Origin of the sequence: Echinicola marina, from assembly GCF_020463795.1 — a bacterium.
Classification (GTDB): domain Bacteria; phylum Bacteroidota; class Bacteroidia; order Cytophagales; family Cyclobacteriaceae; genus Echinicola; species Echinicola marina.
The window spans coordinates 1,543,263-1,569,899 of the sequence record NZ_CP080025.1 but is presented as its reverse complement, the minus strand read 5'-3'; the positions used below and the strand labels follow the sequence as shown (position 1 = coordinate 1,569,899).

Here is a 26,637-nt window from a genome sequence, read left to right as displayed (position 1 = left end):
ATTTCCTTCAAATAAAATAAATCTTATCGAAAACATATATTATTTATTATATTTTTTATTTTTACATTCGCTTTTATATAAAATATGTTTCAATTTCTTTTGATTTAAGATTTTTGAATTAATTTTATCGATAATTGGAAATAATACATCAATCAAAAAATATATTTTTAACATTTCAGTAAAGCAAGTATGGAAAGTGTCTTTGATGATATTTTAGTGGATTATGGTCAGCCGGGAGCGGTGTCGGATGTAAAGAAATATGGTTCGGGACATATCCATCAAACTTATTTGGTAAACAGTGACGCAAAACAATATATTCTTCAAAATTTTAATACCAATGTATTCCCCTTTCCTGACAGAATCGCCAAAAACCTTAAGATCGTCAATCAACATTTAACAGGTAAACAACTAGATTTCAACTTGGTATTACCCATGAAGACGGTCAGAGGCAGCCTTTTTTCGGACTTGGACCAGTCTGCCTACAGGCTTTTCCCCTTTATCTCTGGAGAATGTATCGATAAGGTCTCCTCTACCGAACAAGCCTATTTGGCCGCCCAGGCCTTTGGGGGTTTTGTGAAAGCCTGTATAGGCATAGATACCAGTGAGCTAGAAGAGGTCATTGATGGTTTTCATAATCTTTCCTTGCGCTATAGACAGTTTGAAAACGCTCTAAAAGAAACCAAAGTGGAGCTGCATGCAGAAGCACAGGAACTGGTAGAATTTTACAAACGTCAAGTACTTCTGGTGAGGAAATACAAGTATTATGAGGAGAACCTGCCACTCCGTGTGACCCATAATGATACCAAAATCAATAATGTAATCTATGACAAAAACTTTTCAAAAATCAATGCGGTCATCGATCTCGACACTGTGATGCCCGGATACATATTCTATGATTTTGGAGATTTGGTAAGAACAGTCAGCTGTACAGAGGAAGAAGCTTCCTTGGACTGGGACAAAATAGATGTAGACCTGGACAAATATGCAGCACTGCTCAAAGGCTTTGTGGCTGCCCTAGGCAGTGATTTGACAGCAGAGGAAAAAAATTCACTGCCATTTGGAGGGGAAATGATGGCCTGCATTATGGGATTGCGCTTTCTGACAGATTACCTCAACGGAAACATCTATTATCCTATAGCCTATCCGGAACATAATTTGCACCGGGCCAAAAACCAATCCTTATTACTAAAAGCCCTACAAAACAAGCGTGAGGACATTGATCAAATGATGAAAGAGGTTTAAACAACCTCTTTTTCTTTTTTCGTTAATGAACAACAAGCCAGCTTCAATAGATCAAAATTGAATTTTGAAAATCTCAATATCTCAAAACAATTCATCCATAAAAGGAAATAGACGCAATAAGTTTTGAAACATCTTGGTATTCATTCAAATACTTTAATATATTAGTGCTTAGATAGTGTATTTTTTTTATAAACTTAAACTTAATAACGTAAAAAGTCTATTTACTCAATCAAAATAGCCTTTACCATAATAACACAGTACCCATGAAAAAAAGAGCATTTCTTAAAAACACAGCAGCATTAGCAGCTGTATCCATGTTACCTGGATCCACCTGGGCCTTGGGTAAAAGCAAAAAACTAAGAACGGCACATATTGGCTTAGGAGCCATGGGCATTGCAGATTTGAAGTCCATCTCTTCCCATTCTTCTGTAGATGTAGTTGCACTATGTGATGTAGACTCTAAAGCATTGGACACTGCCAAAGCCATGCACCCAAATGCAAAAATCTATAAAGACTATAGAGAAATGATGAAGGAAATGGTGGACAGTATTGATGCCGTTGTAGTTTCCACACCAGACCATACCCATGCTCCAGCTTCCATGCTGGCAATGGAAAAAGGCAAACCAGTATACTGCCAGAAGCCATTGACCCACCATGTTACCGAGGCCAGGGCCATGAAAAAATATGCTGAAGACCATAATATCATCACCCAAATGGGCATTCAGGTACACTCCTTCTACGACTACAAATTGGCTACCCATTTGATTCAGTCAGGAATTATCGGAAAAGTAAAAACCGTTAGGGCTTGGTCTCCTAAAAACTGGGGATTTGATGGACCTGCACCAGAAGGTCAAGACCCAGTTCCAGAAAACTTGGACTGGAACCTATGGCTGGGAACTTCTGCAGAAAGACCATACAAAGAGGGGGTATACCATCCTGGCAATTGGAGAAAATTATTGGACTACGGTTGCGGTACCTTGGGTGATATGGGAGTTCATATTTTTGATACCCCTTATAATGCCTTGGAACTTGACGTACCCATGACCATCAAAAATAAATGTAGAAAGCCTACAGGATTTGGCTTTCCTGAAAACAATGAGGTTACTTATGAATTTCCACAGACACCATATACTACTAAAAAACTGAAATGGGTATGGTATGATGGCCCAGGAGCACCTGACAAACATAAAGACCTTAAATTGCCCAATGATGACAAACTTCCAGGACAGGGAGCCATGTTTATCGGAGAAGATGGAAGAAGACTATTACTGCCTCACTTCATGCAGCTTCCAAAGCTGATCGTGGATGGTGAATATAAGGAATTGGACCTTACAGGAACTGAGCACATAGGAAAACCAGTTCGTGATTATGACAGTGAAGGTGATAAACATTATCATCAATTTGTGGATGCGTGTTTAGGAAAAGATGAAACCAGCGCACCTTTCTCCTATGCTGCCCGACTGACTGAAACTATCCTGCTAGGAACCATCGCAGGTAGATTCCCAAATAAAAAACTACACTGGGATGCAGCATCCGGAAGATTTGCAGAAGAAGAAGCCAATAAATTATTGGATGCCCCTTATAGGGATTTCTAATCCTCACCACACATCATATATCAAAGGGGCTCAAAAGGCCCCTTTTTTCATGTTTAAATAGATAGGCTTATTAGCCCGGAAAATTATTAAAAACCTATCATTTACAAAAAATGACGATTAATATCCATTCAAGATTCAGTCAAACCCAATTATAGGCTATTTCCACTTTTTACTAGTGTTTATACTTATATTTAATAAAAGACTTTTAGCCATGCCGATGTTTATGGACTTTCATCAGTTCGACCACATCACCACAGAGGATGTAAAGACCAGCCTCATCCAGGATGAAGCTAAACTGAAGAACTTTGGCGTAAAATACCATCAGTTCTGGGTCAATGAAGCAAGTGGTACTGTCTTTTGCTTGATAGAAGGCCCAGACAAGGCTACTTGTGAAATGTCCTGTCCCTTTCCCCATAATCAGCTCACCTTCTTCATCAAGGAAGTTGAAACAGGCTTCTTTAAAAACATGCTGGGCATCCAACCATTCCTAGTTGATGACCCTAAAGCAGAAAAGAAGGCAGCCCCTGATCTTGGAGATAGATTTATCCTTGCCCTTAACCTTTGGCCAAGTTCCATCCAAAATTTGACACGCGCAGGGGACCCTCCCATGATACCTTCCTGGGCCAGTAACACCATCAGGGAAATAATAGAACATCAAGAAAGCAAAGCCCTCAATAATTTTAGAGCCGAGGACATTATTGCCCAGTTTGGTGAAGCCAATCAGGCATTTTATTGTGCCCTGAAGCTTCAAAAACAGCTCACAAAAGCAAACCAGCATTCCCTTCAGCCAGTTTCATTTAAAATTGGGCTTTGTGCCGGAAAGGCTGAAAATACCGATTACCTGAAATATACCGTTCAGTATGCGCAATGCCTAAGCAGGATAGCCTATAATCAGCAAATCATTGTTTCTTCCTCTGTCTCCAAGCACCTGACATCAATGAATCAATTTGACTCCTTAGCTACCAAAATCATTTCTCCTTTGGAAGAAAGCTTTATCGTCAAAGTCTGCTCGACATCAGACCAAAATTTATCAGATCAAAGTTTTACCATTGCAAAACTCTGCAAACACATAGGGATCAGCCGGCCACAACTATACCGCAAAATCACCTCTATTACTGGAAGACCTCCCATCATCTTCCTCAGGGATCTTCGGCTGGAAAAAGCACGCAAACTCCTGCTGCAAAAGACAGAGAACATTGCCCAAGTGGCCTTGGAAGTTGGATACAGCAGTCCCTCTTACTTCACCAAATGCTTCATTGAAAAATTTGGATATAAACCATCCTATATATTGGCTCATTAAGCTTGAACTTTACTTTTTGATATTTAACTCAACCTGATGCTTGGAAAAAGACGGCTAGTTCAACCCGGATTATGCATTTTCAGTCCGTAATACTTGTGCGCCGCGGCGTAGATAAGCTAATGCATATTTCGGGTTCAAAATACCACTCTAAAAAGGACACAAAAAAAGGACAACTGCTGAGCTGTCCTTCTTCTTTAGAATATTCCTATCAAGCTTCTTGCTTTCCATCAGGATAATAATGGTTGATATCTCTTTGGGGAAAAGGAATTTCAATATTGTTTTCCTCAAAAGCTTCTTTGATTCTTTCCATATTATCAAAATACACAGGCCATAGGTCTGCCGCATCTGACCAAATTCTGGCTACAAGATCCAAAGAACTATCTCCGAAATTGGTAAAGAAGACCACTGGCTCAGGATCTTGGTGAATTCTTTTATCCTGCGCAAAAACGTCCAACATGATTTTTCTGGTTTTCTTTAGATCCGTACCATAGGCCACACCTACCTTGATTTCAGATCTTCTGGTAGGCTTATTGGACATATTGATCAAGTCGGAATTGGCCAATGCCCCATTTGGGATAATAATGTCCTTATTGTCAAAGGTCTTCATCTTCGTATAAAGAATATCAATGGATTCTACCACACCCAAGTGCCCCTTTGCTTCAATCACATCGTCCACTTTGAAAGGCTTGAACAATAGTATCAACACCCCACCGGCAAAATTGGCCAGAGAACCTTGGAGTGCTAGACCAATCGCCAAACCAGCAGCACCTAAAATGGCCACAAAGGAAGTCACTGGAATACCCAGGACAAAGGCAATGGTCAAAAATAACAGTACATATAATAATGCACTGGTAAGACTCATTAAGAAGTTGGTAAGCGAAGGGTCTGGTTCCCTTTTGGCAATTACCGCCTTCATGGAGTTTATTATTTTATTGATGATAATCTTACCCACAATGAAGATAAGAATAGCATAAATAATACTTGGAACAATGTTCATTAAGAGCTCTATTCCTTGATCATATAAGGTCTGTAAAGTTTCTGCATTAATGTCCATAAGTAAAAAGGGTTGATTTTATAGTGTTAAATTATTTAATGAAACGGGCAATGCTTGAATATATCCAAAGCTCCCTTAATTTAGTTCATTTATGGAAAATTATAAACGCTGACTATCATTAATGTCAGCGCTTTTGAAAATGGCCAATCAAATGATTCTGTTTCCTTCAATCGCTAAACAAAGCTATCCTTTTTTATTGAAGCCGTGAAATAATTGCACGATTGGATTTAAAAATTATCCAATGAGATGAATATTGTCGGATCTGGGCAATTCTTGTTGTATTTATCCACATCCTTGGCCGTACACACTCCGGGGTAGTCTCCCTCATTACCTTCTAGATCCAAAATCATCTGGAAATGCAAATGAGGTGGCCAATCTCCATTTTCAGGGAAAGGACCTATATGACAAAAAGCCTGCCCGGCTGAAATAGGCTGTCCCTTCTCCAGCCCTACCAAATCTGCCCTCTCAAGATGACCATAGAGCGTATAAAAAAACTCTCCAAAAAGCTGATGTTCCAAAATAATGGCAGGACCATAATTCCCGAAAGCACCGTTGTCATTGAAACTGTGTACCTTGCCTTCCATGGGTGCATAAACGGGTTGTCCCGGCTTTGCCCATATATCAATTCCCAAATGGATATTTCTAAACTCGCCCTCAGATTTTCCAAAAACCTCGCTCCTTTGGTAAATGGCCCTTGGCTCCATATAGCCCCCGTAACCAAAATCCTTCCCTTCCTGCCTTAGCTTCCCAAAGACATATTCACTGAATTTAGCCGTATCCTTCAGATCCAGACTTTTTAAATCGGCATTGGCCGCAGTAAAATCCATTTTCAATGAGTTTTGAGAAGTCAATTGTTGGCCCATTATCGGAAAATAACGGCTTTCGCTTAATCTTTTAATAAGGTGCTGCATGTAGGATAATTTGCAGAAAGATACAAATTTTGCCTGCAAAGTGTTAACTTTAACCTACATGCAACAATTTAGATTTCCACAACTCATTGACCTTAAGCAGGCTTATCAACGGATCATGGCTTATATCCATCGCACGCCGATCATGACCTGCAGTGCTATTGATGAAATAGCTGGTTGTCAACTGTATTTTAAATGTGAAAATCTGCAAAAAGTGGGAGCCTTCAAAGCCCGCGGAGCCACTAACGCCATCCTTAAGCTTCCTCCTGAACTTCGACAAAATGGCGTAGCTACCCACAGTAGTGGAAACCATGCCGCTGCGCTGTCAAGAGCCGCTAGCGAAACAGGAACAAAGGCATACATTGTGATGCCATCCAATGCCCCAGCCATCAAAAAGGCCGCCGTAAAGAGTTATGGTGGAGAAATTATTGAATGCGAACCCAATTTGAAAGCAAGGGAAAAAACCTTGGAAAAAGTAGTGGAAGAAACGGGCGCCGCTTTTATTCCCCCTTACGATTATATGGATGTAATCGAGGGACAAGCTACCTGTGCATTAGAAATGTGGGACGAGGGAATTCCTTTTGATGCCATCGTTGCGCCAGTAGGAGGTGGTGGATTGCTTGCCGGAACTGCTCTGGCCACTCATTTTCTTTCGGCCAAAACACCTGTATATGGTGCAGAACCCAAAGGAGCCGATGATGCCCAGAGAAGCTTCAAGGCCAAGCGCATTATCCCTATGGAAAAACCCAATACTATAGCAGACGGTCTTTTGACCTCATTGGGAGAACGTAACTTTATCCTGATCTCAAAATATGTTAAGGATATTTTCACCGTCACTGATGAAGAAATTATTGCTGCCATGCGTTTGGTATTCGAAAGAATGAAATTGGTTATCGAACCAAGCAGTGCAGTGGCCCTTGCAGTAGTACTGGCCAATAAAGAAATATTCAAGGATAAAAATGTAGGTATTATCATTTCCGGTGGAAATGTAGACGTCAGTAAATTACCCTTTAGATAATGAATCAAACAATATTTCTGGGGGAGCTATTTCAAGTATAAATTTCAGCTAGTCTGTACAGGAACTGCTACAGTACAGGAAAAATGTGGATTAATGGGAAAAGTTCGGTAGTGGATGGAAATTGAAGCTGGGCTATAGGCTTAAGGACAATGATTATCCACAGATAAAAAAGAAAAGTAGATGTATTATAAATTAAGCATATCCGTGTTCTTCTTTATCCATCTGTGATTAATAAATAGCGCATATCGAAGCTTAAACAGACTGTTTTCACACAGCTTTTCGGCTTGGTTCTAAATAATTTGCAAATCGCATTGCGGGTCTAAATCAAAAAAAACCGGCCAAAAGACCGGTTTTAGACTGCTTCACTTTTTCAATCTATTAGGCTATTACACCATATAGTTCTTTTAATTTATCTACTGTATAATCTACTTCTTCTATGGTATTAAAACGACTGAAGGAAAACCTTACAGCATCTCTTTCTGGACTGGCATTCAATGCTCTCAGTACATGAGACCCAACTGTTGCACCGCTGCTACAAGCAGAACCTCCTGAGGCTGAAATACCGCTTAAGTCCAAGTTGAAAAGCAACATGCCGCTGTTCTGTTCTGAAGGAGGAAGGCTAACATTTAACACCGTATAAAGGCTCTTATCCATATCAGCAGAAAGCCCATTAAATTCCACTCCGGGAATATCCTGCTTCAGGCGCTCAATGAACCTCGACTTCACCCTTTCTATCTGTGCTTGATGTGTGGCCATCTCTGCATAGGCCAACTCCAAAGCCTTGGCGATTCCTACTATGCCATAGACATTTTCTGTACCACCACGCATATTTCGTTCTTGTGCTCCTCCATATATGAACGGACGAATCTTCTTTTTCTTGTTCAAATAAAGAAAACCTGAGCCTTTTGGGCCATGAAACTTATGCCCCCCGGCCACTATAGCATCAACGGCCAATTTTTTTAAGTCATGGACATAGTGCCCCATGGTCTGCACCGTGTCAGAATGGAAAAAGACCTCATGCTCCCTACAGATTTCTCCAATAGCCTGTATATCATTGATATTGCCAATTTCATTATTGGCATGCATGATGGAAACCATGGATTGGGGATGCGACTTCACCCAATCTGTCAAATGGTTCATGTCGATTTCACCCTTGTCACTCAGTTTGGCATAGCAGAGCTTGATTTTCCCTGCTTTTTCACACATTTGTAGCGTGTGTAATACAGCGTGATGCTCTATTGGAGAAGTTAATACTTCTTTGATGCCAAAGCTTTCAATGGCACATACCAATGCCGTATTGTCTGCTTCGGTCCCTCCTGAAGTAAAGAAAATTTCTCCAGGGCTGACATTAAGTAATTCAGCCACTTTTTTCCGTGACCTTTCGATCGCCGTCCGAACCTCCCGGCCATGCGAGTGAACCGATGATGGATTGCCATAGTACCCTGTCATATAGGGCAACATGGCCTCCAGCACCTTTTCATCCAAGGCTGTAGTAGCTGCATTGTCAAAATAAACTTTCATTCTCTATTTATACTTGGGTTGATTACTTGGCCAGCGAAATCACCTCTTTGATATCAAGGATCAATTTATTGGCCAAATGTTCGGCTGTTGCCTGACTTTCTGATTCAGAATAAATTCTGATAATAGGTTCTGTATTGGATTTACGCAAGTGAACCCATTCTTTATCAAACTCTATCTTTACCCCATCAATATTGTTGATAGGTTGCTTACTATATTTTCTGGTAATCTCATCCAGAATCGAATCCACATCAATTTCCGGTGTAAGCTCAATTTTATTTTTTGATATATAGTAATTCGGATAACTCGCTCTTAACCTACTGGCCGTTTTTCCGAACTTCGCCAAGTGCGTTAAGAACAAGCCAATTCCTACCAATGCATCCCGGCCATAATGGGAAGCAGGGTAAATCACTCCGCCATTACCTTCGCCACCGATCACCGCATTGGTCTCCTTCATTTTGTTTACTACATTCACCTCTCCTACAGCAGCAGCATTATAGACTCCTTTGTGCTTTTCGGTCACATCTCTTAAGGCCCTGGTAGAACTCAAGTTGGACACGGTGTTTCCAGGAGTCTGGGACAGCACATAATCAGAAACGGCCACTAAGGTATATTCTTCACCAAATGGTGTACCGTCCTCTGTTAAAAATGCTAGCCTGTCCACATCCGGGTCCACCACGATCCCAAGGTCAAATTTGCCATTATGCAATTTTCCTGAAATATCCCTTAAGTTTTCTGGTAATGGCTCAGGATTGTGCGGGAAATGGCCATTAGGCTCACAATACATTTCTTCGACATGCTCCACGCCCAATGCCGTCAATAATTTAGGCAATGCCAAACCTCCAGTGGAGTTGACACAGTCAATGACCACCCTGAATTTTCTGGCCGCAATAGCTTCTTGGTCCACCAGATCAAGACTTAGCACATGTTCAATATGCCTGTCCAAATAATCATCGACCAAGGTATACGCGCCCAGTTTTTTTACTTCTGCAAATTTGAAATCTTCCTTTTCAGCTTTTTCAAGTACTTCCTTGCCATCCTGGTCGGAAATAAACTCTCCTTTGTCATTGAGCAACTTCAAGGCATTCCACTGAATGGGGTTATGGCTGGCTGTAAGGATGATTCCACCACCTGCTTTTTCCAATGGGACTGCAAATTCCACCGTAGGTGTGGTACTTAGCCCCAGGTCAATCACATGAATACCCAATCCCTGTAGTGTGGCAGTTACCAATTTGGAGATCATATCTCCTGATATCCTGGCATCTCTTCCTATTACTACTTTGGGATTATTGGTTTTTTCTAAAATCCAAGCACCATAAGCAGAAGTGAATTTTACCACATCCAAGGGGGTCAAAGCTTCCCCAGCTTTTCCTCCGATAGTTCCTCGAATACCGGAAATAGATTTAATTAAAGTCACTGATAGCGTGTTTATTTGATAGGTTAAAGAAAAAATCCCAATTTCTAACAGAAACAGGAAGGGGTACTAATAGTTGATTATTTGAATTTCGCCATAACTTTATTGACTTCAGAGTCGGGATTACCGCATTGTGATTCGCTGTCCACTTTTTTACCACAATAGCTGCAAGTCTCACCTTCTTTGTTCAGATAGGGGTTTTGAGAAGCACAGGTTCCCTTGAATTGCCCGTTTTTCAAAAATATCAGCCTCACTGACATCAAGACGAAGAACAAGGCCACAAAACCTAAAGTCAAATATACAGTTGTCATATCCAATTAATTTGCTCAAATTTACGTAATACTTTGAAAACGTCCACATAATAAGAATAGTTTCCCCTTTTTCTCATGTCTGAATTCTCCTCCCGCCAACAACAATTGGAAGCTTTTGACCGGCTATTGACCATTATGGATGAACTCAGGGAACAGTGCCCTTGGGACCGCAAACAGACCATCGAAAGCCTTAGGCACCTGACCATTGAAGAAACTTTTGAACTTTCAGATGCCATTTTGGACAATGACCTTGAAGAAGTAAAAAAAGAGCTTGGAGATATTTTACTTCACATTGTTTTCTATGCCAAAATCGGTTCGGAAAAGAAGTCTTTTGATATAAGCACGGTGATCCACGGCCTTTGTGAAAAACTGATCAGAAGGCATCCTCATATCTATGGGGATACTGAAGCACAAGATGAGGAAGCCGTAAAGCAAAATTGGGAAAAGATCAAGCTGAAAGAGAAGGGCAATAAAAGTGTACTTGGAGGTGTCCCTAGGTCTCTCCCAGCACTCATCAAAGCCATGAGAATTCAGGAAAAGGCCAGGGGAGTAGGTTTCGACTGGGAAGAAAAAGACCAAGTTTGGGAAAAAGTGGAAGAGGAAATGCAGGAGTTCAAATCTGAGTTTGATGCAACGGAAAACAAGGCCATTGATAAGGAAAAGGCTACTGGTGAATTTGGTGACCTGTTGTTTTCTTTGATCAATTATGCTCGGTTTATCGATATCAATCCTGAAGAAGCTCTGGAGAAAACCAATAAAAAGTTCATACATCGCTTTCAGTACCTGGAAAGATCTGCTAGGGATGCCGGGAAGAAACTGGAAGATATGAGCCTATCTGAAATGGATAAATTCTGGAATGAAGCCAAAAATCAATAAAAAGTTTAATTTTATTGGGGCATTTAATTTTTGAGACGCTATTTATTTTTACTTTTGATCTAATTATCGGAAAACAAGCCAAATAACCATATTGTCTGCATTTTACATTGATTAACAAGCATCTTCCGTTTTGGCAAAAACAGATATAATTACCCGGTTTCTAATCTGGAGGCTCAAACACATCAGCACCAAGAATTTTGTCCTTCTTCTTAGTGGCGTGATCGGCATTTTAACAGGCCTGGCGGCAGTAATTCTAAAAGAGTCTGTACACTTTATACAACATTGGTTATTCGAAACCCTTCAAATAGAATACGCCAATTTCTTTTTTATTCTTTACCCGATGATAGGGATTTTCCTGACGTATTTTGTGGGCAAGTATATTGTAAAAGATTATGGAGGGCATGGTATTCCGGACATTTTATACAATATCTCCAAGAAAAACAGCCTGATTCCCCGGGTAAAGATGTACAGCCGAGTAGTAACCTCCTGCCTTACCGTAGGACTTGGAGGCTCTGTCGGATTGGAGGCTCCAATTGTCGTGACAGGAGCTGCTATTGGTTCCAATTCGGGTAACCTGATGCACCTCAATTCAAAAAAAAGAAATATACTTATAGGCTGTGGAGCTGCGGGTGGGATATCGGCCATATTTGGCTCTCCCATTGGAGGAGTGATATTTGCTATTGAGGTTATCCTAATGGAGGTCAATGTAGGCGCCTTTATTCCGCTGCTCATTGCATCGGTGATGGGTTCGCTGACCACTATGGTGCTCATCGGAAATGATGTGATTTTTTCCTTCAATATTACCGATGAATTTATCGCTGCGCACACACCATTTTATCTGGCTTTAGGGGCTGTTACAGGGATAGTTTCAGTTTACTTCAATCGTGCTGTACTGAAAACCGAAAGTATGCTGGAAAAATTTAGAAACCCTTGGTTAAAAATCCTCTATGGTGGAGGAATCTTGGGATTGCTTATATTTTTCTTCCCTCCAATATACGGAGAAGGCTATAACACACTTAATTCATTGATTTCCGGAGACCCCTCCACATTACTTGACAGAAGTCCTTTCTTTTCAGAAATTGACAATAGTTATTTTATCCTTGCCTACTTATTATTAATTATCATCTCCAAACCAGTAGCCGCTGCACTGACCATAGGCAGTGGTGGTAGTGGAGGGATTTTTGCCCCATCTTTATATGTAGGAGGGATAACTGGTTTCCTTTTTGCCTATTCGAGCAATTTTTTTGGAGGATATATCCCACTACCTGTGGCCCACTTTACGCTAGTAGCCATGTGCGGGGTGATGAGCGGAGTGCAACATGCACCGCTATCTGCGATATTCCTCATAGCTGAGGTCACCGGTGGTTATGAGTTATTTGTGCCCCTAATGCTGGTATCTGCCATTTCCATGGCCACAGCCAGCTATTTCAATAAAAACTCACTTTATAGAAGCCAATTAGTTGAACAAGGAAAGCATCTCCCTGAAACCAAGGATGAACAGGTCCTTGACCTGATCGACATCCGTAGGATTATGGAAAAAGACCTACTGCCCATTCACCCAGACGCCAGCCTAAAGGATTTGTGTGGATTGGTAAAACTTTCGAAGCGGAATATTTTTCCGGTAGTTGATGGAGAAGGACAGCTGAATGGCATCATCACACTGGACGATATCCGAAACATCATGTTTGATAGAGAAAAACAGGAAACTGTTCAGGTCCGTCAAATCATGCACAGTCCACCCGACAGTATCCAACCTGCTGAAGGCATGCGGGAAGTAATGGGGAAATTCGAAAAATCTGGTGCTTGGAACCTGCCAGTGGTGGATAATGGAAGGTACTTAGGTTTTATAAGTAAGTCTAGAATCTTCAATGCTTACCGCACCAGGCTTATTCGCCAGCAACAAGAATAATTGCTCAGAAAATAATATTCTGTAAGCAGGTTATCCACGGCTTATCACAAGCCTAAAAAATGTAATAATTTCATTTACAGCCATTTATCCACAAATCGGCTTTTCTGAAAAACACATAAATCGCTGATAAACAAACACATAAACAGTATCTCACTAGTGATGTGGATAAGTATTGATAATTGTGGATAAAAAAACGGCTAAAAATTAGGGCTTGTTTTTAGCTGTTTTAGCTCATTTATATGCTTCCTTTTTTATGGTTTTCACCATAGACTTTTCTAGACTCATATTTATAATTCAGAATAAAATATCAGCAAAATCGTTCACTGCATTTTTCTGTATATGAAATAACCGCTAGTATTTAATACCAATAATATTAGGAATGGATATCTAAATAAATAATCGAGGCAGCAAATTGGGGTTAACCCAACTTGAGATTTTTACAATCAGGAATTTGACAATCTCCATAAAGTACCAAAGAATGGCTGGTTATAGCTGAAGAAAATTCCTTGCCCATAGCATCCTTGATAGCGTTGATTCGCTCATCAGAAAATTCCCTGATCTTTCTGCATTGGTTACAGACATGGTGATCATGATGCTTATAAGTAAGGGCTTGCTCATAAAGTGCCACTTTGTCCTTAAATTGATGTTTTACGGCCAAACCACATTCCACTAAAAGATCCAATGTGTTATAGATGGTAGCCCGGCTAATAGAATAGCCTTTGTTTCTCATCAACAAAAAAAGTCCCTCTACATCAATATGTTCGTCTTGAGGTAATGCATATAATTCGTCAATAACAGAAAAACGCTCAGGAGTTTTTCTACTTCCTTGTCTCAACAAAAAGTTCTCAAATATTTTCTTTGCTTTTTCTAAAATAGACTGCTCTGCCATAATATCATTTTACTAAAAAATAAAGATGCAGGATTTTTTAGATTTTATCAAACGCGGGATTATATCTCCATACGATCTCCTCTAATTTGCTTTCAATCTAAATTAGCATAAGAAGAAGAAAATTGGCTATTTGATTGGATTTGATAATATTGACTTCATGACCTGTAGTGGAGACTTTTAAATATTTTTTTATTTTAGGTAGATAATATTAAATTGGTTATGTATGACCCTAAGGAAGTTTTTAATTCCCATATCCATCATATTATTTTTCTCACTGGAAAGTTGGGCTCAAGTGCCGGGTTTTTATATGAAAGAGGATAAAAAGAAAACACTTTTACCCTTCAAAAACTACAACAATTTAATTATCCTCCCTGTTTCCATCAATGAAGGGAAAGAATTGAATTTCTTGCTAGACACTGGTGTAAAATCCAACATCCTTTTCAGCAAAACTCTAGGTGATGAACTGGGTCTATATTACACGCGAACGCTCAACCTGATGGGAGCAGACGGAAAAACAGTGCTTACCGCTATGGTCTCCCCCAATAACACCATAGATCTTGGCCCGGTTGAAGGAACAATTCAGGCAATACTTGTCCTTACAGAAGACTTTTTAGAGCTGGAAAAAGTAATCGGTGTTCCTATCCATGGTATTATAGGCTATGAATTTTTTAAATATAATCCGGTCAAAATAAACTATGATGTCAACTACCTGACTTTTTACCGTCCCGATAAAATGCGGAACAAGCCATTTGGTTACAGAAAAACTGATTTGGTATTTGACAATTATAAACCTTATGTGGAGGGAACGGTCAATCAAATAGAAGGGGGTAACCTGAAAGGGAATTTCCTGATCGACACTGGTGCTAACCATGGTCTTTTGCTGAACAGGGAGACCTCCGACCAAATTGTACTTCCTCCCAATAATATTGAAACAGATCTCGGAAGATCCTTGGGCGGGGACTTATATGGCCATGCTGGACGGATCGAGAAATATTCCATTGGCAAGCTAGATTTCAAAAAGGTGATCACCTCATACCCAGACGAAACAGAGTTTTCATCCATCATCATCGAATCAGGAAGGCTCGGGAGTTTGGGATCAGAATTATTGTCCAGGATGCAGCTCATCATTGACTATCCAAGGGAGCAGATGTACTTTAAAAAAGGATCGGATTTCCATGCTCCTTTTAATTATGATATGAGTGGACTCAAAATCCGAATGACAAATGCAGAAAACGGCAGGTATTATGTCAGCAGCGTAAGGGAAAACACACCCGCTTCAAAAGCCCGTATAAAGGCCGGAGATGAAATACTGGCCATCAATCTTCTGCCCGTACAATATTGGGAATTAGCAGAAATAAACGATTTATTGCGTTCTGAAGAAGGTAAGGAAATCCGATTTACCATTATCAGAAACATTAAGGGCAGCTTAGTGGAACTTGAAAAATCAATTGTACTCAAAAAACAACTTTAAACAGCAGGATGATATCGAGGTAAAAGATATTTATTGATTATTCTATAATTTCAAGCGAAATAAACTAAATTTAAAATACCTTTTTTAGTGCATATTTATATTCCACACAACAGAGTACCTATGGCACCATGCTTACTGACCGCTCTTAGGTTTAATACTAACCATTTCAAAATTGCTTTTATAAGTGAAGGGTTTATCCAAGGTGAATCCAAAGTGTCTGCAGAGGATATTGGGAAACATTTTCCTGCCCTGCCTATAAATGCCCTTGAATTTATCTATCAACAATTAATTCTGGGAAAAAGCATCAAAACCTATTGGTTAATTGGTGATGGCAGCTTTGATAAAGTAAGCATTGAAGGAAATGTCATCAATCAGGAAGCTTCAGACTTATTAAATATCATGATTTCTTCAGACAGCAACTTTAATAGTGAAGATGCTTGGATTTATGATCATGAAACAAAGTCAATAATCCCCAGTATTGATTTTAATGGTACAATAAATAGTACCGAAGAACTGCTAAGACACCTTCAAGTGCTAAGTGCTGAAATAGATCAGGAAGATTTACACGGATTTTTGGAAGATGAGAGCAATAAGCCGCTAGACTATACACAGATTACCATTACTAAGGCCCCGATCTGTTCCGTAAGCAATCAATATAGCTTGATCCAATTATCTCACGCGGAATTTATTTCAATTGACAAAGATGCTGTTTCACTGGACCTTACTATAAAAGAAAGGCCATTTGCTTTGTTCTTGGAGCAGCGTGAAGCAAGCAATCATTTCAGGGCATATGGGAATATCTCCGCCTTGCTGGGCCCATCAGAAGAACCTATTCATATTTTGAGCCAAAAAGACTGGGAAAATTATATTTTACCTGAAGATTTGGAGAACCTGTATTTTCAAGAAGGGCCTTTTGAAGCCGTTAATGCACCGGTCTTTTCCTATTACAGACTCAAACACCCCGAAAAAGGATTCGTTTATGTGCAGGAAACTACTAGAATATTCGAGGACCAGGGCAGCTCAAAAAAATTAGCAGTCAAAATCATAGAAGACATTAGTGATATAGATGAACTAAGCAGTAATATAACAGCTGAAAATGATCAGCATATCCCTGGGCAAATTCCCTGCATGGTATATCTTTTTGAACAAAAGCCTGATGGAAATCAGAAGATAGTTTTTGCCAATGAAGGGGCCAATGAACTACTAGGAATCAGGCCTGATTACTTAATGAGCGGACAAAAGGCACTTATGGATTTTATCCACCCAGATGACCTTCCCAAGGTTATCGAACAGAACAGACAAGTTTCAACACACCAGGATAATTCAGCACAGTACTTTAGGATAATAAGCTTGGAGGGACAGATCAAATCAATATTCTCCACATCGAGTAAATTTAACCCTTCCGAAAAGAACAAGATGCGCGTAGGCTATTTGATGGATATCACCTACCATCGTGAAGTGGAAGTAAGGAATAAAAAGCACCTGGAGCAATTTCAATCCATATTTGACAATAGCCCCTTGGCTATTATGAATTTCGACCAAAACGGGGTGATTCAGAGCATTAACAAAACCTTGCTCAAAAAGCTAAATATCGATGATTCTAACTTGATCATCGGAAAAAATATCCGGGATTTTGCCACTAATGGTGACATAGACCAAGCTTTCTTCGATGCCTTCAAAGTTGGTGAAGGACATTATGAAGGTCCATATGTATCTACGCTGGACAACAGTCACTTTTACGTAAGGCTTACCGTTGAGAAAATGGAATATGAACAAGGATATCAGGCCTTCTTTGAAGATTTGAGCCAAAAGGAATATACACAGCTGATCATGAATGATGTAGCTGAAATCTCTGCTAGGTATAGTGATAAGGAATTTTTTAATGAAACCGTCAAGCTCATTACCAGGAAACTGGGCATGTCTTTTAGCCTTATTGGAGAGTATTATCCAGAAACTAATTGTGTCCAATCTTTGGCTTTGGCTGAAACCGGTAAGCTCGTTCCTAATATCAAGTATTCCCTGGCGAATACCCCTTGTGAAAGCTCCCTTCTCGGTGATGATAAAATCACCATTTATGATGACCATGTATGTGATTTTTTTCCCTTGGATCTGATGCTCCAGGAAATGAATATCCAGTCCTATTGTTCTACAGGAATTCATGATAAGAATGGTGAAAAAATAGGAATTCTATTGATCATGGATACCAAACCTTTGAGCAATAGAACAGGAATAAAAAACATCCTGACGGTTTTAGGAGACAGGATTGGCGCTGACCTTCAGAGAATCAGAAACGAACAAAAATTATTAGAATCCAAACAGCTCTACCAAAGCGTAGCAGAAAATTTTCCCAAAGGAACTGTAGATGTGTTGGACAGGGAATTCCGGTATATTTATACAGAAGGAAATGAATATAAAAAACTAAAAATAGATCCGCAAAAATTAATTGGTAGCTACCATTTAGAGAAGTATGACGAGGTAACTGCAGCCTATGCAAAGAGCCAGCTGGATGAGGTCCTAATGGGAAAAACGGTTATTTATGAAGTAAACCTGAATGATCAGATTTACAAGAAAACAGGCGTTCCCTTAAAAAATGAAAATAATGAGGTCTTTCGTATCTTGTTGGTCACCCAGAATATTACCGAATCCAAAAAATTTGAAATCGAACGGGAAAGGCTCATTAAAGACTTGTCCAACCATAATGATGAGTTACAAAGGTTTGCTTATATCGTTTCTCATAACCTAAGAGCACCGATTGTAAATATCACTTCCCTACTGGACCTATATGATGAAGAACATCCAGATAGCCCTGACAATATAGAGGTTATTGAAAACCTTAAATTAACTGTGTCGATTTTGAATTCCACCTTGACAGACTTGATAGAAGTGGTGTCATTCCGAAAACAGAAGATCCTGAAGGTGGAAGAAATCTATCTGAATGATCTCATAAACAATCTGGAAAAAAGCATTTTCAAGCAATTAAAAGAATCCAAGGTAATTATACATAAGGATTTCAAAGCCGAAAAGGTCAACTATATTCATAGCCATATAGAGAATATCCTAATGAATTTCATGACCAATTCCATAAAGTACAGTCATCCCGATCGCAGCCCAGAAATTTGGATTACTTCATCGATGATCAACGATCAGTTTGTCCTGACTTTTAGAGACAATGGAATTGGTATCGATCTGGAGAAATATAAGGACAGGATTTTTGGATTGTACCAGCGTTTCCATTCTCATATTGAAGGCAAAGGCCTGGGCCTATATTTGGTAAGGGAGCAGATACGGTCCCTCGAAGGGGAAATACATTTGGAAAGCGAACTAGGAAAGGGAACTTGTTTTAAAGTAACCCTTAAAAACTTGATCCTAACAGATAAACAAATCAGTGTTACTGAAAGCCCCTAATGGTCTATTGTGGAATTTTCCCGAACCCTAGGGCTTCTTTTGCGTGATTATACCTAAATTCGTGTAACAGATTTAACACAAACTATGAAAAAAGCGATTATTCCAATTCTTATCATTGCAGTGGTAGGTATTTTTGTCTACACCAAAGCTGTAGGTACTTACAATCAATTTGTGCAAACAGAAGAGAACATCAACGGCACCTGGGCCGAAGTGGAAACACAATACCAAAGAAGATCTGACCTGATTCCTAATTTGGTAAATACGGTAAAAGGATATGCAGATTTTGAAAAGGAAACTTTGCAGGGAGTTATTGAAGCCAGGGCAAAGGCCACCTCGGTAAATATCAATGCAGATGAGTTGACGCCTGAAAAAATTGCTCAGTTCCAACAGGCCCAAGATCAATTGAGCGGCAGCTTGAGCAGATTATTGGTGGCAGTGGAAAGATATCCTGATCTGAAAGCCAATCAAAACTTCTTGGATTTGCAAGCCCAACTGGAAGGCACCGAAAACAGGATAGCAGTAGCCAGAAGGAATTTCAATCAATCCGTCCAATCCTATAATTCTAACCTCAGGACCTTCCCCAACAATATTTTTGCTGGTTGGTACGGTTTTGAGAAAAAAGGCTATTTCGAAGCCTCTGAGGGAGCAGAGAATGCACCAAGTGTAGAATTCTAATATTGATTCATTCAGCTGTCCGGAAAATTATTCCGGACAGCCAAAATACAAGGCCATGGCCGAAAAACTATTTACAAAAGCACAGAAAGACCAGATCATTGCGGCCATCAAAGCCGCTGAGCTGGAAACTAGTGGGGAAATTCAGGTGCATTTAGAAAACCATTGCAAAGAAGACGTCCTGGATAGGGCCGCAGATGTCTTTGCTATGCTCAAGATGCACAAAACAAAGCTAAGGAATGGTGTATTGTTTTATCTAGCAGTCGAAGACCATAAATTTGCCATTCTAGGAGATGGCGGGATCAATGCTTTAGTTCCTGAGGATTTTTGGGAAAACATCAAAACCAAGATGCTCCAATATTTTAAACAAGGGAAATACACAGAAGGCTTGGTCACTGGCATAGAAATGTCGGGCAAAGCCTTAAAAGAACACTTCCCCTATGATCCTGACACAGATAAAAACGAACTCTCCGATGAAATTTCCTTTGGATAATATGCTTACCAAAAGATTACCGCTATTTACCTTACTATTTTTTCTTTTTATCAACCTGCTAATGGCCCAAGGGGACTTTCCCGAAAGACCCAATCCACCAAAGCTGGTCAATGATTTTACGAATACCCTTAACAACACCGAACAATCAGCACTGGAACGAAAACTGGTAACTTATAATGACAGTACTTCCACACAAGTGGCAGTGGTGCTATTAGGCTCAGTGGGTCAATATGACATCAGCGATTATTCCTTCCAACTGGCTGAACAGTGGGGCATCGGACAAAAAGGAAAGGACAATGGTATCTTGATTTTGGCAGCAATGAAGGATAGAAAAGTATTCATAGCGACAGGATATGGCATGGAAGGGGCTGTCCCCGATGCATTGGCCAGGAGAATCGTGGACAATGTCATTGTTCCCGCATTTAAGAGAGAAGCCTATTATGAGGGATTGGACCAAGCGACTTCCATGATTATCAAACTGGCCAGTGGAGAGTATGACGCAGAGGATATTGAGAAAAAAGGCAACCACAAAGGAGCCATTTTCTTATTGCTAATCTTTATTGTCGTCTTTGTGATTTTACCATTATTGAAAAACCGTAACGACAATGACAACCATATGGGAGGCCGAGGCGGAGGCGTGGACCTGTTCACCTCCCTGATGTTAATGAACCTTCTTGGCGGAGGCCGTCGTGGCGGTGGAGGATTTGGGGACTTCTCCGGAGGTGGTGGCAGCTTTGGCGGTGGCGGAGGCTTCGGAGGATTTGGCGGTGGAAGTTTTGGAGGTGGAGGCGCCGGAGGAAGCTGGTAAGAAAAGCGAAAGCAAGAGACACAGATGGGAGTTCTAGACTAAATTCTGGAACTCCCTTTTATTTGTTCTTTAAAAGCTGCATTAATAACTAAAAGCTCCCATTTGCAGATGGCAGCTTATCAAATAGAATGAAGAATCAGTCATCCTTTTTGGATTTGCTGTTTGACCCACAACCCAAATTCTTTGTTAGCTTAATATCTTCAGGAATTCCTCCAAAGCCTTCTGTATAATCCCTTTCTTCTAACGGAACCTCAGGTATATTGTACTTCTTTTTACTTTTTTTCATATTGTTTTATACGTGCTATATCAAAGGATGGTCATCCAAAGTGCGATGATAAGCGCTATTTTAACCCGGATTATGTATTAGCAATCGTAGTGAGGGCTGAAAATGCAAGAAAATCAGACTGTTTGGAGACTGAGGCATAGCACCGCTATGGTGAACCTGTCTACCGCCAGGTAGAGTCGAAAACAGCAGCAAAGCGACTGATTTTAAAGCATTTTCGGCCCGTAATAGATAAGCTAATGCATATTTCGGGTTTAATAATCCCCAGAGAAACTTCGCCTTATCGCTTGTATTTTCTAAGGATGTTTGCCTTTGATATTATGATGACAATTATATTTTTACTATGTTTAGTCCTTATGACCTAAGGAATGGACATTTATGAAATTACTTTCAAACATCCCATTATTTCTTATCTCATTTATTGCTATCATTTCCTGTTCTTCTGATCTTGCCCAAACGGATCAAAAGCCCAATATTGTGCTAATATTGGCAGATGACCTGGGCTATGGTGATATAAAGACTTATAATGCAGCGGCAAAGGTAAATACCCCAAATCTTGATCAAATGTGTAATGAGGGAATGCGTTTTATGGATGCCCATTCTCCCTCCGCCGTATGTACACCCACTAGATATGGTATTTTGACCGGTAGGTATAGCTGGCGCAGTAGGTTAAAGAAAGGAGTACTATGGCCATGGGATTCACCATTGATAGAAAAGGATAGGAAAACCTTGCCTGATATGCTAAAAGATGAGGGCTATCAAACAGCCGCTATTGGAAAATGGCATTTGGGCTGGAATTGGCCTACAACTGATAGCATTCCTGCAATTAATACAAAAGGGAAAGATGTTGATTATTCCAGACCTATTTTAGGAGGCCCTAGGGCCATTGGTTTTGATTATTATTATGGAGATGATGTTCCCAATTTTCCTCCCTATGTTTTTATAGAAAATGAAAAAGTAACTGCTCTTCCTGATGAAGAAAAGCCAAAAGGAATGTTTGGAATAGCAGGAGCAATGGCTCCTGGTTGGACATTGGATGCAGTGATGCCAGCTATTACCCAAAAGTCCGTGGATTATATTGAAAATAAAGTCAATGAGGAAAAGCCTTTCTTTTTATATTTTGCCCTTACCGCACCCCATACACCTATTGCTCCAGCGGCAGAGTTTAAGGGAAGCAGTGATGCAGGTGCATATGGGGATTATGTCCAGCAAGTTGATTGGACAGTTGGGCAGGTTATGGAGGCTTTGAAACGTAAAGGTTTGGAAGAAAATACCATAGTGATTTTTACAAGTGATAATGGCTCTCCAGCTAGGAATGGCGCTAATCATAGTGGGCCAGTATCATCTGTTATTCAAGACTATGGTCATAAGGCCAATGGAAACCTTCGAGGATTCAAGGGGGATGCTTGGGAAGGAGGACATCGGGTTCCTTTTATTGTCAAGTGGCCAAATCAGATAGAGGCAGGAAGCAAGACGGATGGCTTGATTTCATCACTTGATATTATGGCTACTGTGAGGGATATTTTGGGAATCCCCAAGGAGGCGGAAGTATCTCCAGATGGACAAAGTATGATGTCAAGTTTAAAAGATGCCAGTGCTGATGCAAGGGACTACTTAGTGCATCATTCACACCAAGGAGTTTTTGCTATCCGTAAAGGAGATTGGAAATTGATTTTATCTCAAAAATCAGGAGGTTTTAGTGATGGCTTGAATCGTGATGGGTTTGGAATTGAAACTGACGGGCAATTATATAATCTCAAGGAAGACCCGGCAGAGCAAAACAACCTATATGCTAAGCAGCCAGCCAAGGTGAAGGAACTTTCCAAGATGTTGGAACGGATTAAGGATGCTGAGGTAAATTAACCAAAGTGGAATATTGACTTTTATCAATCATAAATCGGAAGGAGATGATAGAAGATTTTGTATAATAAAGACTTAATAAACTTAAAAATTAACAAAAGTGTTTAAATCGTAAGAAAATATTCACTAGATTGAATAAAATCTTACTACTAATTATTACTATAACTTTCGTTTTCTTCTAATGTCTCCCTACGATATACAGATAAAGTCGGCAAATGTAGACTCCATCAATGTGTGGGGAGGAGTTGAGAAATGGTAATAAATCAGGATTATTTGTTATCCATTCCTCGGGACGAGCTTACTTTAAACCCCAATCTGGAACAAAACCCAAATTGGAATTAAATTTTATAAGAGGGAGGCTAAAGGTCTCCCTCTTGCATTATATATATTTTAGAAAATGAGGAATCTCCTAATTTTAATGTTCCTTGGTCTAAGCCTTCCAGCGATTGCTTACCAAGAAGAGGCTAAAGAAAGACCAAACATAATTTTGATCATGGCTGATGATCTGGGCTTTGAGACCTTGGGGGTAAATGGTAGCGAAAGTTACAAAACACCCCACCTTAATCAGCTAGCAAAAGAAGGAATGAATTTTACCCAATGTTATTCAACTCCACTATGTACTCCTAGTCGAGTACAGCTGATGACAGGCCAGTATAATTCTAGAAATTATATCGGCTTTGGATTATTGGATCTGAAGGAGAGAACTTTTGGTCATTATTTAAAAGAAGCCGGCTATGATAATTTTATTGCAGGAAAATGGCAATTATTCGGGAATAAGCATCAACGCGAATTAGCCGGAGACCGAGACGGTTCCTTACCAAGTGATGCAGGCTTAGACAATTATTGTTTATGGCAAGTAAAGCAGTTGGGAAGCCGTTATAAGGATCCTCTATTAAGTACACCTTCTGGCGATAAAATATATGAGGGGAAGTTTGGTCCTGATATTTTTGTGGATCACATCGTGGATTTCATTGAAAAGGAGAGGGACAAGCCATTCTTTGTTTACTTTCCCATGGCACTTAGCCATGATCCATTTGTGCCTACTCCTGATAACGAGCATTTTTCGTCCTTTGAGGCAAAGAGTAAAACCAACGATCCAAAATATTTTGGCGAGATGGTGGGCTATATGGATAAGCTCTTAGGAAAGATTTTTGATACTGTCCACACAAGTGGAAATGCAGATAACACATTGATCATTTTTATTGGGGACAATGGAACCGATCAAGATGTGGTTTCTTTACAAAACGGAAATTCCATAAAAGGTGATAAGGGAAACACCACTACAGCGGGAACCCATGTGCCTATGATCGCTACGTGGAAAGGAAAAATAAAAGCAGGTTCCGTGAACAATAATTTGATTGATTTTACGGATTTTTTGCCTACACTATTAGAAGTGGCCCAGCTCCCTAAAGATCAGAGGGTGTTTAGCGATGGGATTAGCTTTTATCCTCAGCTTTTGGGAAAAAGATCAGCAAAGCGCGATTGGGTTTTTTGCCATTATGCACCTAATTGGGGTGGATTTGAACATAAACGTTTTATCCATGACAAATCCCTGAAATTATATGAAAATGGAAGTATCTACAAAATTGATACAGATCCCATGGAAATGCATCCTTTAGAATCAGGTCAATTAACAGGCAATGAAAGGAAGAAAATTACCGAGTTTAGGACAATAATGAAAGAGATGAATAAACAATCAAAAGGCATTTAGAATATGATATTATAACCATAAGCTTATTTCATGAAATCCATTTAATAATTAAGGCTGACATTAGATGGCAAAAAAACCTGTTTTAAATTGAGGTTTTGAAGGATATATTTTTTTATTTGTTCTCAAATCAATTATTGACCTTTCCAGTTGTATTGAAAATAGCGTATTGGGAAGGATGTTTTTATTCCTTTATTTATGGAGAAAAAAAAGAAAATTTCAACAAAGAATAAGATTATCAATGCTGCTATAAAGCTGTACAATGAGAATGGGGCACAAAATGTCACCAGCAGACATATTGCCGCTGAGCTTGGCATCAGTCATGGAAATTTGGACTACCATTTCAATAATCGCGAAGCCCTTTTATTGGCGATTTACGATCATATGAGGAAAGAAATGGGACCATCCTATTCTGCAAAGGAGGAAGGTAAAAACGCATTTGAACAGTTTCATTTGCTATTGCAGCATTTGGAAAAATTTCAGACCTATTATTCCTTCTTTAACTTAGATATATTAGAAATCTCCCGAGCCAATCCAAAAGTCAGCAAGGTACTTCAAGAAACCTTGGAACTGAGAAAAAGTCAAATCAGAGATTACTTTGGCCGCTTTGTAAAAGAAGGCCTGATGGAAGATAGGATGGACTCCACCTATTTGAGGCTTCAGCATACCATCCGAATTCTTATTACCTTTTGGCTTTCTCAAAAAGAAGTGCTCTCAAACTACGCTTTTAATGAAGCTGGAGAAATGTCACTTCACATTTGGGAACTGATGGAACCTTATATGACCAAGGAGGGAAAAGTCACCTATAAAGACTTAATAACAAGCAAATAACCTTAAAACTTGAACCAATGAGAGAGGCTTCTCTATGAAAAGCCTCTCTTTTGTAATTTACCATATTTTTCTCTGAGCAATTCCAGTTTTGGATGAATATACTGCCTGCAAAATGGTGCATCTTTTCTATTCAAATAATAATTACAGTATGAATCTCTGTTTTTCCTGAATTCATTGTATTCCAAAACTTGGGTAATGATTTCAGAATCAAAATCCCTTTGAAGCAAATCAATAGACCCTAAGGCTTTTTCCCTTTGCTCAGGCAAAAGGCAATATACAGCCGAACGGTATTTACTTCTTTGAGAATGGTTTGATGTGGATGAATGTGTATGCAAATGAATTTCGATCAAATCATGGAGGGATATTTGTTTGGGATCGAAATGGACGATGACAGCCTCCGAAAAACCATTGAAAGGAGGATGACTGGAAATCCAGCCTTGATCAACTTGTTCCACTCCCATTAGGGATTGGAATACGGCTTCCGTACACCAGTGGCAGCCTCCCCCAAAACCAATTTTCAAAAGCATGACCTACTTCATTTTGTCAATAGCGATGTGGTTCACTCTACCTTTTTCAGTGAAACTGCATTTACACAATAGCGGAGACCGCTAGGTTCTGGGCCATCAGGAAAAACATGTCCCAAGTGGGCATCACAGGTATTGCAAGTGATTTCTACCCTTACCATTCCGAAGCTTTCATCCTTATGATAAGCAACGGCATTTTCCTCCAAAGGCTGGGTAAATGAAGGCCATCCAGATCCGCTTTCGAATTTTTCTTCAGCATCGAACAGCAAACTTTCACAACAAACACAAGCATATTTTCCCGGTTCAAACTTGCTACAGAGTTCAGAGCTGTATGCCCTTTCAGTTCCTTTTAAACGGGTGATTTGGAACTCCTCCCCTGTTAAGTATGCTTTCCATTCTTGAGCTGTTTTTTCTACCCTTTTAGTTGGGATTGGATTACCTTGCGTGGCAAATCGAATTATATCTGACCATTTAAGCATATTCAAATTTAGAGATTATATAGAAATATGTCCTACAATGTTTTTTAAATATGTTCAGCTAATATTCTA

At 39.7% G+C, this 26,637-nt stretch carries 23 protein-coding genes; 14 read left to right on the top strand and 9 right to left on the bottom strand.

The window, feature by feature from the left end:
* Nucleotides 1-189 precede the first annotated feature (189 nt).
* The 3 genes from KZP23_RS06640 to KZP23_RS06630 all read left to right on the top strand — a co-directional run bounded on the left by KZP23_RS06640 (nucleotide 190) and on the right by KZP23_RS06630 (nucleotide 4,137).
* The gene (locus tag KZP23_RS06640; RefSeq protein WP_226335313.1) at nucleotides 190-1,242 is read left to right on the top strand and encodes a phosphotransferase enzyme family protein; all 1,053 of its coding nucleotides are present in this window, start codon (nucleotides 190-192) and stop codon (nucleotides 1,240-1,242) included.
* Nucleotides 1,243-1,505: 263 nt separating this feature from the next.
* Complete coding sequence (locus KZP23_RS06635) at nucleotides 1,506-2,837, top strand: Gfo/Idh/MocA family protein (RefSeq protein ID WP_226335312.1); 1,332 nt, start codon at nucleotides 1,506-1,508, stop codon at nucleotides 2,835-2,837.
* A gap of 223 nt (nucleotides 2,838-3,060) precedes the next feature.
* Nucleotides 3,061-4,137, top strand: a complete 1,077-nt coding sequence (locus KZP23_RS06630; RefSeq protein ID WP_262904785.1) for a nickel-binding protein — start codon at nucleotides 3,061-3,063, stop codon at nucleotides 4,135-4,137.
* A gap of 208 nt (nucleotides 4,138-4,345) precedes the next feature.
* On the opposite strand, the gene KZP23_RS06625 is transcribed toward KZP23_RS06630, so the two are convergent.
* The gene (locus KZP23_RS06625; protein ID WP_226335311.1) at nucleotides 4,346-5,191 is read right to left on the bottom strand and encodes a mechanosensitive ion channel family protein; all 846 of its coding nucleotides are present in this window, start codon (nucleotides 5,189-5,191) and stop codon (nucleotides 4,346-4,348) included.
* A 227-nt stretch (nucleotides 5,192-5,418) separates the two neighbouring features.
* The gene (locus tag KZP23_RS06620; protein ID WP_226335310.1) at nucleotides 5,419-6,018 is read right to left on the bottom strand and encodes a peptidoglycan DD-metalloendopeptidase family protein; all 600 of its coding nucleotides are present in this window, start codon (nucleotides 6,016-6,018) and stop codon (nucleotides 5,419-5,421) included.
* A gap of 142 nt (nucleotides 6,019-6,160) precedes the next feature.
* On the opposite strand from KZP23_RS06620, the gene KZP23_RS06615 reads away from it, so the two are divergent.
* Nucleotides 6,161-7,117 (top strand): pyridoxal-phosphate dependent enzyme, encoded by a 957-nt coding sequence (locus tag KZP23_RS06615; RefSeq protein WP_226335309.1) that lies wholly within the window; start codon nucleotides 6,161-6,163, stop codon nucleotides 7,115-7,117.
* A 378-nt stretch (nucleotides 7,118-7,495) separates the two neighbouring features.
* On the opposite strand, the gene KZP23_RS06610 is transcribed toward KZP23_RS06615, so the two are convergent.
* The 3 genes from KZP23_RS06610 to KZP23_RS06600 all read right to left on the bottom strand — a co-directional run bounded on the left by KZP23_RS06610 (nucleotide 7,496) and on the right by KZP23_RS06600 (nucleotide 10,360).
* Nucleotides 7,496-8,638: a cysteine desulfurase family protein gene (locus KZP23_RS06610; protein ID WP_226335308.1), complete on the bottom strand. Its 1,143-nt coding sequence runs from the start codon at nucleotides 8,636-8,638 to the stop codon at nucleotides 7,496-7,498.
* A 22-nt stretch (nucleotides 8,639-8,660) separates the two neighbouring features.
* Nucleotides 8,661-10,052: a phosphoglucosamine mutase gene (gene glmM / locus KZP23_RS06605; RefSeq protein ID WP_226335307.1), complete on the bottom strand. Its 1,392-nt coding sequence runs from the start codon at nucleotides 10,050-10,052 to the stop codon at nucleotides 8,661-8,663.
* 77 nt (nucleotides 10,053-10,129) lie between these two features.
* Nucleotides 10,130-10,360 (bottom strand): hypothetical protein, encoded by a 231-nt coding sequence (locus KZP23_RS06600; RefSeq protein WP_226335306.1) that lies wholly within the window; start codon nucleotides 10,358-10,360, stop codon nucleotides 10,130-10,132.
* Between the two features lie 75 nt (nucleotides 10,361-10,435).
* On the opposite strand from KZP23_RS06600, the gene mazG reads away from it, so the two are divergent.
* Both mazG and KZP23_RS06590 read left to right on the top strand, forming a co-directional pair.
* Complete coding sequence (mazG, locus tag KZP23_RS06595) at nucleotides 10,436-11,236, top strand: nucleoside triphosphate pyrophosphohydrolase (RefSeq protein ID WP_226335305.1); 801 nt, start codon at nucleotides 10,436-10,438, stop codon at nucleotides 11,234-11,236.
* Between the two features lie 130 nt (nucleotides 11,237-11,366).
* Nucleotides 11,367-13,145 (top strand): chloride channel protein, encoded by a 1,779-nt coding sequence (locus KZP23_RS06590; RefSeq protein WP_226335304.1) that lies wholly within the window; start codon nucleotides 11,367-11,369, stop codon nucleotides 13,143-13,145.
* 418 nt (nucleotides 13,146-13,563) lie between these two features.
* On the opposite strand, the gene KZP23_RS06585 is transcribed toward KZP23_RS06590, so the two are convergent.
* Nucleotides 13,564-14,034 carry a Fur family transcriptional regulator gene (locus tag KZP23_RS06585; protein ID WP_226335303.1) on the bottom strand — a complete coding sequence of 157 codons (471 nt, stop codon included), beginning with the start codon at nucleotides 14,032-14,034 and terminating at the stop codon, nucleotides 13,564-13,566.
* 223 nt (nucleotides 14,035-14,257) lie between these two features.
* Between KZP23_RS06585 and KZP23_RS06580 the strand changes: the two genes are divergently transcribed.
* The 5 genes from KZP23_RS06580 (at nucleotide 14,258) to KZP23_RS06560 (ending at nucleotide 20,883) form a co-directional block, all read left to right on the top strand.
* Nucleotides 14,258-15,505 carry an aspartyl protease family protein gene (locus KZP23_RS06580; RefSeq protein WP_226335302.1) on the top strand — a complete coding sequence of 416 codons (1,248 nt, stop codon included), beginning with the start codon at nucleotides 14,258-14,260 and terminating at the stop codon, nucleotides 15,503-15,505.
* 120 nt (nucleotides 15,506-15,625) lie between these two features.
* Complete coding sequence (locus KZP23_RS06575; RefSeq protein ID WP_226335301.1) at nucleotides 15,626-18,910, top strand: ATP-binding protein; 3,285 nt, start codon at nucleotides 15,626-15,628, stop codon at nucleotides 18,908-18,910.
* 84 nt (nucleotides 18,911-18,994) lie between these two features.
* On the top strand, nucleotides 18,995-19,585 hold the full coding sequence (locus KZP23_RS06570; protein WP_226335300.1) for a LemA family protein: 591 nt from the start codon (nucleotides 18,995-18,997) through the stop codon (nucleotides 19,583-19,585).
* A 55-nt stretch (nucleotides 19,586-19,640) separates the two neighbouring features.
* Nucleotides 19,641-20,075, top strand: a complete 435-nt coding sequence (locus KZP23_RS06565; RefSeq protein ID WP_226335299.1) for a TPM domain-containing protein — start codon at nucleotides 19,641-19,643, stop codon at nucleotides 20,073-20,075.
* Complete coding sequence (locus tag KZP23_RS06560) at nucleotides 20,056-20,883, top strand: TPM domain-containing protein (RefSeq protein ID WP_226335298.1); 828 nt, start codon at nucleotides 20,056-20,058, stop codon at nucleotides 20,881-20,883. Before KZP23_RS06565 ends, KZP23_RS06560 begins: the two co-directional genes overlap by 20 nt.
* Nucleotides 20,884-21,019: 136 nt before the next feature.
* Here KZP23_RS06560 and KZP23_RS06555 read toward each other — a convergent pair whose 3' ends face one another.
* A complete protein-coding gene (locus KZP23_RS06555; protein WP_226335297.1) occupies nucleotides 21,020-21,169 on the bottom strand; it encodes a hypothetical protein in 150 nt (49 codons plus the stop codon).
* A gap of 375 nt (nucleotides 21,170-21,544) precedes the next feature.
* Between KZP23_RS06555 and KZP23_RS06550 the strand changes: the two genes are divergently transcribed.
* From KZP23_RS06550 to KZP23_RS06540, 3 genes are all read left to right on the top strand, one after another.
* Nucleotides 21,545-23,029: a sulfatase family protein gene (locus KZP23_RS06550; protein ID WP_226335296.1), complete on the top strand. Its 1,485-nt coding sequence runs from the start codon at nucleotides 21,545-21,547 to the stop codon at nucleotides 23,027-23,029.
* Between the two features lie 394 nt (nucleotides 23,030-23,423).
* On the top strand, nucleotides 23,424-24,737 hold the full coding sequence (locus tag KZP23_RS06545) for a sulfatase-like hydrolase/transferase (protein WP_226335295.1): 1,314 nt from the start codon (nucleotides 23,424-23,426) through the stop codon (nucleotides 24,735-24,737).
* A gap of 195 nt (nucleotides 24,738-24,932) precedes the next feature.
* The gene (locus KZP23_RS06540; protein WP_226335294.1) at nucleotides 24,933-25,565 is read left to right on the top strand and encodes a TetR/AcrR family transcriptional regulator; all 633 of its coding nucleotides are present in this window, start codon (nucleotides 24,933-24,935) and stop codon (nucleotides 25,563-25,565) included.
* Between the two features lie 32 nt (nucleotides 25,566-25,597).
* On the opposite strand, the gene KZP23_RS06535 is transcribed toward KZP23_RS06540, so the two are convergent.
* Both KZP23_RS06535 and msrB read right to left on the bottom strand, forming a co-directional pair.
* Entirely contained in the window at nucleotides 25,598-26,092 is a 495-nt protein-coding gene (locus tag KZP23_RS06535) for a peptide-methionine (S)-S-oxide reductase (RefSeq protein ID WP_226335293.1), read from the bottom strand.
* Between the two features lie 32 nt (nucleotides 26,093-26,124).
* Nucleotides 26,125-26,568: a peptide-methionine (R)-S-oxide reductase MsrB gene (gene msrB / locus KZP23_RS06530; protein ID WP_226336495.1), complete on the bottom strand. Its 444-nt coding sequence runs from the start codon at nucleotides 26,566-26,568 to the stop codon at nucleotides 26,125-26,127.
* Nucleotides 26,569-26,637: the final 69 nt, after the last annotated feature.